11 protein-coding genes are annotated in these 12067 nt (G+C 68.7%); all 11 read right to left on the reverse strand.

Annotated features, from left to right (window positions below; translation table 11 throughout):
• Window positions 1-2 precede the first annotated feature (2 nt).
• The 11 genes from B5Y19_RS12045 to B5Y19_RS12095 all read right to left on the reverse strand — a co-directional run bounded on the left by B5Y19_RS12045 (window position 3) and on the right by B5Y19_RS12095 (window position 12067).
• On the reverse strand, window positions 3-1208 hold the full coding sequence (locus B5Y19_RS12045) for an efflux RND transporter periplasmic adaptor subunit (RefSeq protein ID WP_055727200.1): 1206 nt from the start codon (window positions 1206-1208) through the stop codon (window positions 3-5).
• Window positions 1205-2641 (reverse strand): efflux transporter outer membrane subunit, encoded by a 1437-nt coding sequence (locus B5Y19_RS12050; RefSeq protein WP_342060153.1) that lies wholly within the window; start codon window positions 2639-2641, stop codon window positions 1205-1207. The genes B5Y19_RS12045 and B5Y19_RS12050 overlap by 4 nt, the downstream gene beginning before the upstream one ends.
• Window positions 2642-2775: 134 nt before the next feature.
• The gene (locus B5Y19_RS12055; RefSeq protein WP_055727199.1) at window positions 2776-4209 is read right to left on the reverse strand and encodes an NAD-dependent succinate-semialdehyde dehydrogenase; all 1434 of its coding nucleotides are present in this window, start codon (window positions 4207-4209) and stop codon (window positions 2776-2778) included.
• Window positions 4210-4509: 300 nt separating this feature from the next.
• Window positions 4510-5325 carry an aspartate dehydrogenase gene (locus tag B5Y19_RS12060; protein ID WP_079591511.1) on the reverse strand — a complete coding sequence of 272 codons (816 nt, stop codon included), beginning with the start codon at window positions 5323-5325 and terminating at the stop codon, window positions 4510-4512.
• The gene (locus B5Y19_RS12065) at window positions 5322-6446 is read right to left on the reverse strand and encodes an alpha/beta hydrolase (protein WP_055727197.1); all 1125 of its coding nucleotides are present in this window, start codon (window positions 6444-6446) and stop codon (window positions 5322-5324) included. Before B5Y19_RS12065 ends, B5Y19_RS12060 begins: the two co-directional genes overlap by 4 nt.
• 153 nt (window positions 6447-6599) lie before the next feature.
• Complete coding sequence (locus B5Y19_RS12070) at window positions 6600-7301, reverse strand: ABC transporter ATP-binding protein (RefSeq protein WP_055727196.1); 702 nt, start codon at window positions 7299-7301, stop codon at window positions 6600-6602.
• Complete coding sequence (locus B5Y19_RS12075; protein ID WP_079591512.1) at window positions 7301-8056, reverse strand: ABC transporter ATP-binding protein; 756 nt, start codon at window positions 8054-8056, stop codon at window positions 7301-7303. The genes B5Y19_RS12070 and B5Y19_RS12075 overlap by 1 nt, the downstream gene beginning before the upstream one ends.
• Window positions 8053-9075, reverse strand: coding sequence for a branched-chain amino acid ABC transporter permease (locus tag B5Y19_RS12080; protein WP_079591513.1), 1023 nt, complete (start codon window positions 9073-9075; stop codon window positions 8053-8055). The genes B5Y19_RS12075 and B5Y19_RS12080 overlap by 4 nt, the downstream gene beginning before the upstream one ends.
• On the reverse strand, window positions 9068-9982 hold the full coding sequence (locus B5Y19_RS12085) for a branched-chain amino acid ABC transporter permease (protein WP_055727193.1): 915 nt from the start codon (window positions 9980-9982) through the stop codon (window positions 9068-9070). Before B5Y19_RS12085 ends, B5Y19_RS12080 begins: the two co-directional genes overlap by 8 nt.
• A gap of 163 nt (window positions 9983-10145) precedes the next feature.
• Window positions 10146-11309, reverse strand: a complete 1164-nt coding sequence (locus B5Y19_RS12090) for an ABC transporter substrate-binding protein (RefSeq protein WP_055727340.1) — start codon at window positions 11307-11309, stop codon at window positions 10146-10148.
• Window positions 11310-11515: 206 nt separating this feature from the next.
• Window positions 11516-12067, reverse strand: coding sequence for a 3-hydroxyanthranilate 3,4-dioxygenase (locus B5Y19_RS12095; protein WP_055727192.1), 552 nt, complete (start codon window positions 12065-12067; stop codon window positions 11516-11518).

Here is a 12067-nt window from a genome sequence, read left to right on the forward strand (position 1 = left end):
CCTCAGAATCCGAAGGGCGAGCGGGAGCGGCGCGTCGGCCGTGTCGCGTCCGGGCCGCCGCCGCTGCGGGCGGTGACGACGCGCTCGCCCGCCTTCAGGCCGGAGGTGACCTCGGCGACGATCTTGTTGTCGAGCCCGACCGCGATCTTGCGTTGCTCCGGCTTGCCGTCCTCGCTGACGACATCGACGAAGGCGTTGGGGCCGCGGCGGCGGATCGCGGTCGAGGGCACGGTGACGACGTTCTGGGCCCGCCCGACGATGACGGTGACCTGCGCGGTCATCGAGGTCAGCAGGCGGCCCTCGGGGTTCGGCACCTCGAACCAGGCATTGTAGTAGACCGCGCTCGTGCTGGAGGACGAGGAACTGCTGCTCGTCGTGCTGGAGCTCGTCATGTTCTGCGTCTTCAGCGTGTCAGGGGCGGGCTCGACGAAGGAGATCTTGCCGGGGAAGCGCTGCTCCGGCGCGCCGAGCACGCTGAAATAGACCTCCTGGCCGGTCTTGACCCGGAGGACGTCGGCTTCCGAAATCCTGGCCTTGACCGTCATGGTCGAGACATCGCCGAGCACGACGATGGTCGGCGCCGACTGGACGGCGTTCACCGTCTGGCCTTCCTGCGCGACGACGGCCAGCACGGTCCCCGCGCTGGGCGCGGTGATGCGGGTGTAGCCGAGATTGGCGCGGGCGGTCTCGACCTTGACCTGGCTCGACATGATCTGCGCATCGAGCGCTTCGATCTGGGCCTGCGTCGTCGAGACGGTCATCTGCGCGTTCTCATAGGCGTCGCGCGAGACGGCGTTCTGCCCGACCATCTGCTTCTGGCGCGCGAGCACGGCCTCGGCATAGGCGAGGCTGGCGATGCGCTCGGCGCGCTGGGCCTTGAGCGCCGCGAGATCGGCCTCGGCCGAGCGCAGCGCGTTCTGCTGGGTGACGCTGTCGATCTCGGCGATCAGGTCGCCCGCCTTGACGCTGTCGCCGAGCTTGACCTTGAGCGAGACGACGCGGCCGGAGACCTGCGCGCCGACGCTGACCTGGCGGACCGGTTCGAGCGCACCGGAGGCGAGCACGGCCTCCTCGACATTGCCGGTCACCGCCGCGACGCTGGGCAGGCTGACGGCTTCCGTCTGGGCCGGCAGCCGCGACTGCCAGAGGTAATAGCCGCCGGCGAGGCCGAGGATCAGGGCGGGCAGAAGAAGGCGGCGCAGCCTCATGGTTGCGGCTCCTCGATCGGCAGGATGCGCAGGCGCGGCCCGGTCCGCTCGTCGATGACGGCCGGCGTCGAGACATCGACCGGCCTGAGCCAGCCGCCGCCCAGCGCCTTGTTGAGCGCGATGAACTGGGTTGCGAGGGCGACGCGGCTCTGGATCAGCGATTCCTCGGCGGCATATTGCGAGCGCTGCGCCTCGAGCACGTCGAGGAAGCTCGCGGTTCCGGATGTGTAGAGCGCGCGCGAGAGCCGGGCCGCCTCGGTCGAGGCGGTGGCCGCCTCCGAGAGGCTGCCGAGCCTGCGCCTTTCCTGCCGCAGGCCGACCAGGCTGTCCTCGACATCCTGCAGCGCGGTCAGCACGGCGAGCCGGAGCGCCGCATCCTGCCGGTCGCGTTGCGCGCGGGCGGCATCGACCGCCGCTGCCAGTTCGCCGCCATTGAAGATCGGCACGCTGAGGCTCGGGCCGATCGACCAGCCGATGGCGCTGTTCTTGGCGAGGTCGCCGAGCTTGAGCGCCGAGGTCGAGATGCTGCCGGTCAGGGAGACCGAAGGGTAGCGGTTCGCTTCCGCCTGGCCGATCCGCGCCGTCGCCTGGGCGAGCAGGCGCTCGGCCGAGCGGACATCCGGGCGGCGGCGCAGCACATCGGCGGGGATGCCGGCGCGCGGCGGAGCCGGGGTCGCCGGCACGGCGGCGGGGCGGGCGAAATAGGGCGCCATCGCCGCCGGCGGGCGGCCGGTCAGCACGGCCAGGCGATGCTGGTTCTGGGCGAGCGAGGCTTCCAGCAGGGGGATCTGCGATTCCGTGCCCGCGGCCTGGGCGGTGGCGCGGGCGGTATCGATGGCCGAGATGTCGCCGGCCCTGAAGCGCGTGCGCGTCAACGCCTCGGTCTCGCGCTGCGTCCTGGCCGTGCTGCGGGCGAGCGCGATGCGCGCCTGCAGGCCGCGCGTCTCGACATAGGTCGAGGCGACGTCGCCGATCAGCGTCAGCATCACCGTGTCGAGATCGTCGAAAGCGGCGTCGGTGCCATAGGTCGCGGCCTCGACGGCGCGGTCGCGTGCGCCGAACAGGTCGATCTCCCAGGAGGCGTCGAAGCCGGCGCGGAAGCTGTTGCGGGTCACCAGCGCGGAGCGCGAGCGCGTCGCCACGGCGCCGGCGTCGACCTGCGGGAAGAGCGCGCCGACCGCCTGCTCGCGCGTGGCGCGCGCCTCGCGGATGCGGGCCTTCGCCTGCGCGACGTCGAGGTTCCCGGCAATGGCTTGCTCGATCAGTGCATTCAGCGTCGGGTCGCGCAGGCTGCGCCACCACTCGCTTGGCCTGGGCGCCCTCGGCCCGCTCGTCGCCGCGCTCCAGCGCTGCGGCAAGTCGAGCGCAGGCGGCGCATAGTCCGGCCCCACGGCACAGGCGCCGAGGCTCAGCGCCGAGATCAACAGGGTCACGGGGCGAATCATCGCGGCCAGAATGCCGGGAAAACCCGAGGCCGCCACCCTTTCACCCCGCCCATGCGCAATATTTCGTCCTTATGGCAATCCTGCCAGAAGGATAGCCGGCCCGGATATCCGCTGCACTGCGGCTAGATGACCATCCTGTGAGACAGGGTCTTCACGGTCATGTAGTGCGCCAGGCCCTCCGCGCCGCCCTCGCGTCCGTAGCCGCTGTCCTTGACGCCGCCGAAGGGCACTTCGGCGACCGAGGCCTCGAGCGTGTTGATCGAGACATTGCCGGCCTCGATGCCGTCCGCGAGCTGGTCGGCCCGCGCCGCCGAATGGGTGAAGCCATAGGCGGCAAGGCCGAAGGGCAGGGAATTCGCCTTCTCGATCGCCTCCTCGACAGAGCGCACCGGGTTGATCAGCGCCATCGGCCCGAAGGGCTCCTCGCGCATGGCCCGCGCATCGTCGGGCAGCTCGGCGATGACCGTCGGTGGGAAGAAGTAGCCGCGATTGCCGAGGCGTTCGCCGCCGGTCAGCACGCGCGCGCCGCGGGCGCGGGCATCGGCGACGAGCGCTTCCATCGCCTCGATGCGGCGATGGTTGGCGACGGGGCCCATCTCGGTCTTCGCGTCGAGCCCGTTGCCGACCGTCACGGCCTGCGCCTTCTCGACGAAGGCCTTGGTGAAGCGTTCGTAGATGTCCTCCTGCACGAAGAAGCGGGTCGGCGAGGTGCAGACCTGCCCGGCATTGCGGACCTTGCGGATGGCGGAAAGATGCGCGGCGGCGACGGGGTCGACATCGTCGCAGACGATGACCGGGGCGTGGCCGCCGAGCTCCATCAGCACCGGCGTCATGTGCCGCGCCGCCAGCTCCGAGAGATGCTTGCCGACGGCGGTCGAGCCGGTGAAGGCGACGAGGCGCGTCTGCGCCTGCGGGATGAGATAGCTCGATATCCTGGCGGGCACGCCGAAGACGAGGTTGAACACGCCGGGCGGCACGCCGGCATCGTGCAGGGCCCGCGCGATATGGAGGGCGCCGGCCGGCGTTTCCTCCGCCGCCTTGATGATGATCGAGCAGCCGGCCGCGAGCGCACCCGCGATCTTGCGGCAGGGCTGGCTCATCGGGAAGTTCCAGGGCGAGAAGGCTGCGACCGTACCGACCGGCTGGTGGAACACGACATAACGGATGCCGGGCTCGCTCGGCACGACGCGGCCATAGGCGCGCTGTCCCTCGGCCGCATCCCATTCGAAGAACTCGCAGCCGCGCACCACCTCGAGCCGGGCCTGCGCCAGCGGCTTGCCGTGCTCCAGCGTGATCGCATGGGCGATCTCCTCGACGCGCTCGCGCATCAGCGCCGCGGCCTTCAGCATGATCTCGGCGCGGGTCCGCGGCGCCGTGCGGCTCCAGAGCTTGAAACCTTCGGCGGCGGCGGTGAGCGCGTCGTCGAGATCGGCATGGGAGGCAAGGGGGACTGAGCCGATGACGCTCTCGTCGGCGGGGTTCAGTACGGGCTGCTCTTCGGACGTCTTGCGCCAGGCGCCGCCGATATAGAGTTTCAGATCGGGATAGGTCGTCATGAAAGCCTCGGCTGGCGGTGCGTTCAGCGGTCTGGTCGGGCCGGTTGCGCCCTTCTCAAACGGACCATAGGTGGCGGTTCATTGTGCGATCCAGTCGCCTAAATCAGATAAATTCAGATCGATTTGATTATGAATGACGAGCGCTTGTTGCGTACGTCATTCCCGGGCCGAGTCTCCCCCCGTCATTGCGAGGAGCGAAGCGACGAAGCAATCCAGGGGGGACTGGGTGAGACGTTCAGCCCAGCCCCCTGGATTGCTTCGCTACGCTCGCAATGACGACTAGGTCGGGCGAGAACGGCTTCAGCGCACCAGCGTGCGCATGCGGTTCTCGATCAGCCTGACCAGCCCGAGCGCCGTCATCTCCGAGGATTTCGGATTCGTGGCCAGCGGGCGGTTCTCGATGGCGAGGTCGAGCTTGCCGAAGGCGCCCCGCGCGCTGAGCTGATGGCCGTTGCCGGCGGCGGCCGGATCGGCGACGAGCTCGACCCGGGTACGGTCGAGGCCGATGCCGGCGAGCGCCGAGATCACCGCGACATTGGCGTTCTGGGGAAAGCGCGAGGCGGCCTCGCGGGCGCTGCCGGAGAAGAAGGCCGTCGCCTCGGTGAGCGTGTCGAGTGCGATCAGGCTCTCGGCCGGCGTACCGCGCCAGGCCGCGGGCGGCTTGACGATGCGGTGGACGACCTCGTCGAGAGGGAGCAGGGAGGCGGCGGCGATGCCGTCGATGCCGGCGAGTGCGCCGGGCGGGATCAGGATCTGGCTGCCCCGGCTTTCGGCGGCAGCGATCAAGCGATCGAGCAGGGCGTCGTCGCAGAAGGCGCTGGTCGAGGCGACGGCAAAGGCCGACGCATGTGCGAGCGCCGCTTCGCCCCAGATGCCGACGGCTTCGCGCCCCGCGGCTTCGACGACGAGATCGAGGTTCAGGCCGGCCAATTCGCCGGGACCCGTGATCAACTCGGCGCCGGCTGGGATATTGATCGCTGCGGCGGCGTTGCGGACGGCGACAGCGGCGATGGCGATGTCGCCCTTGCTTCGCTCCGCCAGCAGCTCCGCGATGCGGCGGTTGATCGCGCCCCAACCGATCAGGGCAAGGCGCAGCTTCTTGCGAGATTGCGTCATGGGCCTTCTGCCGTTCGCAAGGCGAGATCGAGCAGGGCGCCGCCGTTCAGCCCTTCCAGCATGCCGAAATGGTGGCCGGAGCAGATCAGGGGCGCCGGTGCCCGCCAGGCCGTCGCGAGGGCGGCGGACTGCGCCTTGAAGGCATCGCTCTCGCCTTCGCCGACTGCGAAAACGATCCGCGTAGATTGCGGTTGTGGCTGGGAGAGAGGGCTCAGGCGGGCCGCGCGCGCGGCATCGTCGAGGCCGAGCAGGCGGCCGAGCGGCAGATGGCCGAGCGGCTTGAGGTCGTAGAGGCCGGAGAGCAGCAGGGCCGAGGCGATGGGCGGAGCGTCGGAGGCACAGAGCGCCATGGCGGCGAGATGGGCGCCGGCGGAATGACCGGAAACGTGCAGGCGCGCCGCATCGAGGCCGAGCGCATCGGCTTCATCGACGAGGAAGTTCAGCGCCGCGACGCTCTGGGCGATGCTGGTTTCGAGTGGCGCATCCGGGGCGAGCCCATAATTGGGCATGGCCACGGCATAGCCGGCGTCGAGCAGGCTCTGCGCGAACTGGGCATGCTGGACCTTGTCCGAAGCCTGCCAGTAGCCGCCATGGATGAAGACGAAGACCGGCGTGCGCTCCGCGCCGGCCGGGCGATAGAGATCGAGCGTCTCGAAGCGGCCCGGACCATAGGCGAGATCGACGCCGCCGTGGCGGGCGCGGAAGGCCGCGCCGTCACGACTCCATTGCCGGAACAGCGCCTTCATGTCGGCCTGCAGGCGCGGGCTGTATTGCCGGCCGAACTCGCGCAGCGTGTAGCCTTCGACCAGCATGTCGGGCAGCGGCTGCGCGGCGACGTGCCGGGCACGGATGGTCAATCCGGGCTTGGCACCCGGCAAAAGGCGGATCGGCGGGCGGAAGCCGGCGAAGACCTCGCGATAGGCCAATTCGACTGTATGGCGGGAGAGGTGGAAGGCTTCGGAGCGATCGCTCTCCCAGACCATTTCCCGCAGATGGTGCGGGCCGCAGCCGGCGGCGATCAGCCCGGCGAGGATATCGCCCAGCGCGTCGCGCAGGGCCTCGACCGGGTCGGCCTCGGCGCTGTGCGCGACGATCTCTGTCACATCGTTTTCGGGGTTCATTCAACAATCCCCGAGCCCTCATCCTGAGGAGCCATTCCCTCGGGAATGGCGTCTCGAAGGATGTTCCAGGAGATTCGGAAGCCCATTGGAGCATCCTTCGAGACGCCGCTTCGCGGCTCCTCAGGATGAGGGCTGCATTCTCTGATTGAGCCGTCAGACGCCGACATAGCGATGCACCAGCTCCGCATTGGCCGCGAGGTCGGCGCTCGAGCCCGACCAGACCGTGCGGCCCTTCTCGATGATGTAGTGCCGGTCGGCGATGCGCTTGAGCACATTGATGTTCTTGTCGATCAGCAGGATCGATTGCCCTTGAGCCTTCAGCGCCTCGATGCAGCCCCAGATCTCGGCGCGGATCACCGGCGCCAGCCCCTCGGTCGCCTCGTCGAGGATCAGCAGCTTGGGGTTGGTCATCAGCGCCCGGCCGACCGCGAGCATCTGCTGCTCGCCGCCCGAGAGCGTGCGGGCGGACTGGCCGGCACGTTCCTGCAGGCGCGGAAACAGGGCGTAGACCCGCTCCAGCGTCCAGGGCGAGGAACGCTTCAGCCGGTTTGCGGCGGTGGCGACGAGGTTTTCGCGCACGGAGAGCGTCGGGAAGACCTGGCGGCCTTCCGGCACGAGGCCGATGCCGCAGCGGGCGATCTTCTCCGGCGCGATGCCGCGCACGGGGCGGCCGTCGAAGCTGATGTCGCCGCCCTTGGGCGCGAGCAGGCCCATGATCGAGCGGACGGTGGTGGTCTTGCCCATGCCGTTGCGGCCGAGCAGGGTCACGACCTCGCCCTCGGCGATGTCGAGGCCGATGTCGAACAGCACCTGGCTCGCGCCATAGGCCGATTGCAGGTTGCGCACGCTCAGCATCAGGCGTCTCCCTCGCCGAGATAGGCGGTGCGAACCTCCGGGTTGTCGCGGATCTCATCGGCCGTGCCGGTGGCGATGACGCGGCCATAGACCAGCACGGAGATGCGGTCGGCCAGCGCGAAGACGGCGTCCATGTCGTGCTCGACCAGGAGCATGGTGACGCGGCCCTTCAGCGCGGAGAGCATCGCGACCATCTGCTCGCTCTCGGCATGGCCGAGGCCGGCCATCGGTTCGTCGAGCAGCAGCAGGCGCGGCTCGCAGGCGAGCGCGATGGCGAATTCGAGCTGCTTCTGCTCGCCATGGGAGAGGTCGGCGACCCTGACCTCGGCGCGGTGGCTCAGGCCCGCGGTCGCGAGATGCTGGCGGGCGCGGCCGCGCAGAGCCTCGTCCCGGCGCGCGGCCGCGAAGAAGCGGAAGCTGTGGCCCTGATGCGCCTGCACGGCGAGCGCGACATTGTCGAGCATAGTGAAATCGGGCAGCAACTGGTTGATCTGGAAGGTGCGGGCGAGGCCGCGTGCGACGCGTTGCGGCGTCGGCAGGGCGCCGATCTCCTCGCCCTCCAGCAGGATCGCACCCTCGTCATGGCTGAGCTCGCCGAAGAGCTGGGTGATCAGCGTGGTCTTGCCGGCGCCGTTCGGGCCGATCAGCGCATGGATCTCGCCGGTGCGGACGTCGAGATCGACGCCGTCGGTGGCGATGAGCCCGCCGAAGCGCTTGCGCAGACCGCGCACGGAAAGCAGCGGTTGCCCGGTCATGACGCGCTCCTGCCGGGGCCGAGGCGGCTGATCAGCCCGTTGAGCCCGCCATGGGTGAAGAGCACGACGATGAGCAGGACCGGCCCGAGCACGAGCTGCCAGTGCTCGGTCCAGCCGGTCAGCACGGTCTCGAGGATGACGAGGGCGGCCGCGCCCAGGAGCGGGCCGAGCAGCGTGCCGACGCCGCCGAGGATGACCATGATCATCAGCTCGCCGGACTTGGTCCAGTGCAGCATGTCCGGGCTGACGAAGCGCAGATAGTTCGCCATCAGCGCGCCGGCGAGGCCGGCACCCATGCCTGAGATGACGAAGGCGGCGAGCTTGTAGCGATAGGGCGCGATGCCGATCGCCGCCATGCGCCGCTCGTTCTGGCGGATGCCGGCCAGCACCATGCCGAAGCGCGAGCCGACGATGCGCCAGAGCACCAGGAAGACCAGCGCCGCGATGACGAGGCAGATGAAGTAGAAGGTGGTGTCGTCGCGGGTGTTGAGCTCGAAGAGAGCGTTGCGGCGGCGGATCGTCAGGCCGTCATCGCCGCCATAGGCCTTCAGCGAAACGAAGAGGAAGAACAGCATCTGCGCGAAGGCGAGCGTGATCATGATGAACTGCACGCCGCTGGTCCGCAGCGACAACGCGCCGATGATGTAGGCGGCGAGGCCACCGACGAGGATTGCGGCCGGCAGGGTGATCAGCAGCTGGTCCGTGCCGAGGATGAAGCCGAGGAAGAGGGCGTCGTCGACATAGGTCCGGTAGAGGATGCCGACGACATAGCCGCCGATGCCGAAGAAGGCGGCGTGGCCGAAGCTGACCATGCCGCCGAAGCCGAGCGCGAGATTGAGGCTGGCGGCGGCGATGGCGTAGATCAGCACGCGCGTCGCCAGCGGCACCAGCGCGGGCTGGCCCAGCGCCTGGACGACGAAGGGCAGGGCGATCAGCGCCACGGCGAGGGCGAGCAGCGCGATCATGCGGCCCAGCGCCGGGCCGGCGGGATGCGTCCGGGTGATGGCGTCGTCAGACATGGGCGGGGAACAGTCCCTTGGGCCGCACCAGCAGCACGATCGCCATGAGCAGGTAGATGCCCATCGAGGCGATGCCGGCGCCGAGCGCATCGGCTTCCGAGCCGGTCATGACATGGCGCAGCAGGCCGGGCATGAAGGCGCGCAGACAGGTGTCGACCAGGCCGACGATCAGGGCGCCGAAGAAGGCGCCGCGGATCGAGCCGACGCCGCCGATCACCACCACGACGAAGGTCATGATCAGGATCTGCTCGCCCATGCCGACCTGGACGGCGAGGATCGGCCCGGCCATCAGCCCGGCGAGGCCGGCGAGCAGGGCGCCGAGCCCGAAGACGGCGGTGTAGAGCAGGCGGATGTCGACGCCGAGCGCGCGCACCATCTCGCGATGCGTCGCGCCGGCGCGCACCAGCATGCCGATGCGGGTGCGGTTGATCAGCAGGTAGAGTCCGAGCGCGACGAGGAGGCCGACGGCGATGATGGCGAGCCGGTAGACCGGGTAGGAGAGGCCGGGCAGGAGCTGGACCGAGCCGTTCAGCGCCGGCGGCACCGAGACGAAGAGCGGCTGGCGCCCGAACAGGATGGTCACGCTCTGGTTGAAGATCAGGATCAGCGCGAAGGTCGCCAGCACTTGGTCGAGATGGTCCCGCGCATAGAGCCGGCGCAGCACGAGGAGCTCCATCGCCATGCCGATCAGCGCCGCGGCCGTCAGCCCGGCGAGGACCGCGAGCAGGAAGGAGCCGGTCTGCGCGGCGGCGAAGGCGGCGGCATAGGCGCCGACCATGTAGAGCGAGCCATGGGCGAGGTTGATCACGCCCATGATGCCGAAGATCAGCGTCAGCCCGGCGGCGAGCAGGAACAGCATCACGCCGAACTGCAGGCCATTGAGCAATTGTTCGAAAACGAGCGTCATCGTTGCATGCCGGGTTGGGACGGAAACACCACCGTCATGCTCGCCCTTGTGGCGAGCATCCACGTCTCGAACACGATCTTCGCCCCGCGAAGGCGTGGATGGTCGGGACAGGCCCGACCATGACGGAGGCGTTGCCGGCTGGCTGGAAGCGTAACCGCTCGCCTCAGAGCTTGCAGTCCTTGGCGTAGACGTCGGTGTGGTTGCTCAGCACCTTGCCGACGGTCTTCAGGACCGGCGTGCCATCCGCGCCCTTCTCGGACTTCAGCGCATACCAGTCCTGGACCGGGTGCTGGTTCTTGCCGAACTTGAAGGCGCCGCGCACCGACTGGAAATCGGCCTTGGCGAGCGCGGTCCGCAGCGCCGGCACGTCGGTCTTGCCGCCGGTCGCCTTCAGCGCCGAGGCGATGGCGAGCGCGGTGTCGTAGCCCTGGCTGGCATAATAGGTCGGCACGCGGTTGTAGGCCTTGGTCCAGGCCTCCATGAACTTCTTGTTGGCCGCGTTGTCGAAGTCGGTGTTCCAGTGGGCGGTGACGCTGAGGCCGACGGCGGCGTCGCCGACAGCCTTCAGCGTGGTGGCGTCGAGCGAGGGCTCGGCCAGCACCATCGGGATCTTCCCGAGCAGGCCGGCCTGCTGGTACTGGCGCAGGAAGGCGATGCCGAGGCCGCCCGGGTGGAACTGGAAGACCACGTCGGGATTGGCCGAGCGGATCTGCGCCATCTCGGGGGCGAAGTCGGTCTGGTCGAGGCGGGTATAGACCTCGCCGGCGATCTCGCCCTTGAACAGGCGCTTGAAGCCGGTCAGAGCGTCCTTGCCGGCCTGGTAGTTCGGGGCGAGGATGAAGGCCTTCTTGTAGCCGAGATTGGTGGCGTACTGGCCGGCGCTCTCATGCAGGCTGTCGTTCTGCCAGGCGACGACGAAATAGTTCTCGTTGCACTCCTTGCCGGCGAAGTTCGACGGCGCGGCGTTGGGGCTGACATAGAGCGCGCCGGAATCGACGATGTCGGGCACGGTGGCGCCGGCGACGTTCGAGAAGACGATGCCGGTCATGATCTTGATGCCGTCGGTCTTCAGCATCTTCTCGGCGATCTGCTTGCCCTGGCCGGGCTTGAGGCCGTCATCCTCGACGACGAGCTCGACCGGCACGCCGCCGAGCTTGCCGCCTTCCATGTCGATGGCGAGCTTGAAGGCGTCGCGGATGTCCTGGCCGAGATAGCCGCCGGGGCCGGACAGGGTGGTGATCATGCCGATCTTGACCGGCTGCTGGGCGAGGGCGGTGGAGGCCGCCAGCGTGGCCGCGATGCCGAAAAGCAATCCGCGCAGTTTCATCATGGACTCCAGTCGTTCCGTTCTGCCTCTGAAATGGTTCGACGCGGCGTTTCTGCGCCGCCGCGCTTTAGGCGTGTTCTCGTTCCGGGCGCCGTTGCGGCGAGGCAGCAGGATTGCCGCGCCTCGCCGCGGACGCAAGGTGACCCGCTTACTATTTCAGCACCGCGCCCGCTGAAAAGGGGAGTCAGCCTTTCGGCGCGGCGCCATCAGAGCGCGACCCAGCCCGCCGGCGGCTTCCGGCCGGGATGCAGCGCGCCGCAATGCTTGCAGGTGCGGGCTTTCTCGTCGGAGAAGAAAGCCTCGTAGAGCGGCGGCAGGTCCTTCACGAGGTCCTTCACTTGCAGCTCGATGCGATGGACGAGGCCCTGGCACTCGAAGCAGTACCATTCGAAGCCGTCGCGCTGCTCCGGGCTACGTGCGGGCTCGACCACGAGCCCGATCGAGCCTTCCTGCGGGCGCTGCGGGGAATGGCGCACATGCGGCGGCAGCAGGAAGACCTCGCCCTCGCGGATCGTGACGTCGTAATGCTTCCCGTCGTCGACCAGCTTCAGCATCATGTCGCCCTTGAGCTGGTAGAAGAACTCCTCCACCGGGTCGTCGTGATAGTCGGCGCGCTGGTTCGGGCCTCCCACCACCATCACCGTCATCTGGCCGTCGTCGAACACCTTCTTGTTGCCGACCGGCGGCTTGAGCAGGTGTTCGTGCTCCTCGATCCACTTCTTGAAGTTGAAGGCCTTGAGCCGTCCTTCGGTCGCCAT

The organism is Allobosea thiooxidans, from assembly GCF_900168195.1.
GTDB classification, from domain to species: Bacteria; Pseudomonadota; Alphaproteobacteria; order Rhizobiales; family Beijerinckiaceae; genus Allobosea; species Allobosea thiooxidans.

Coding starts and splice junctions, on each gene's coding strand:
- B5Y19_RS12045 (WP_055727200.1), bottom strand. CDS start 1,208: ATGAGGCTGCGCCGCCTTCTTCTGCCCGCCCTGATCCTCGGCCTCGCC.
- B5Y19_RS12055 (WP_055727199.1), bottom strand. CDS start 4,209: ATGACGACCTATCCCGATCTGAAACTCTATATCGGCGGCGCCTGGCGC.
- B5Y19_RS12060 (WP_079591511.1), bottom strand. CDS start 5,325: ATGACGCAATCTCGCAAGAAGCTGCGCCTTGCCCTGATCGGTTGGGGC.
- B5Y19_RS12065 (WP_055727197.1), bottom strand. CDS start 6,446: ATGAACCCCGAAAACGATGTGACAGAGATCGTCGCGCACAGCGCCGAG.
- B5Y19_RS12070 (WP_055727196.1), bottom strand. CDS start 7,301: ATGCTGAGCGTGCGCAACCTGCAATCGGCCTATGGCGCGAGCCAGGTG.
- B5Y19_RS12075 (WP_079591512.1), bottom strand. CDS start 8,056: ATGACCGGGCAACCGCTGCTTTCCGTGCGCGGTCTGCGCAAGCGCTTC.
- B5Y19_RS12080 (WP_079591513.1), bottom strand. CDS start 9,075: ATGTCTGACGACGCCATCACCCGGACGCATCCCGCCGGCCCGGCGCTG.
- B5Y19_RS12085 (WP_055727193.1), bottom strand. CDS start 9,982: ATGACGCTCGTTTTCGAACAATTGCTCAATGGCCTGCAGTTCGGCGTG.
- B5Y19_RS12090 (WP_055727340.1), bottom strand. CDS start 11,309: ATGAAACTGCGCGGATTGCTTTTCGGCATCGCGGCCACGCTGGCGGCC.
- B5Y19_RS12095 (WP_055727192.1), bottom strand. CDS start 12,067: ATGGCGACCGAAGGACGGCTCAAGGCCTTCAACTTCAAGAAGTGGATC.